The organism is Pseudofrankia sp. DC12 (assembly GCF_000966285.1).
Taxonomy (GTDB): Bacteria; Actinomycetota; Actinomycetes; order Frankiales; family Frankiaceae; genus Pseudofrankia.
Genome location: NZ_KQ031391.1, coordinates 6,883,979 through 6,884,336 on the forward strand (window position 1 = coordinate 6,883,979; position 358 = coordinate 6,884,336).

The following is a 358-nucleotide window of genomic DNA, read 5'->3' on the forward strand; positions in this document are numbered from 1 at the left end:
CACCCCGCGCCCACACCGATCGTCACCAAAACGACCCGACCTGCGACAACAGCAAAAGATCAGGAGGCCTGACTAGTTACAACGTTCGTATCTTTCACCGTGGTCTTTGCTGGCATCGCTTGCCGTCACGGCGACCGGGGTCGCGCTCATCGGAGGCGGCGACCATCAGTCCGAGGGGCAGAGCACTGAGGTAGGCCCGCACCGTCTTGTCTCCGCTACATTCAACCGGGCGAACGCCCAAGCCTACGCACGCAGGTGGGCATCCAACACCGGAACTGCTCGACTTTCGCGTTCTTCTTGATCGGGAATGTTGGTTTGTCTTCGCGTGATGAGGTTTCTGTTCGATCGTGGTGAGCTG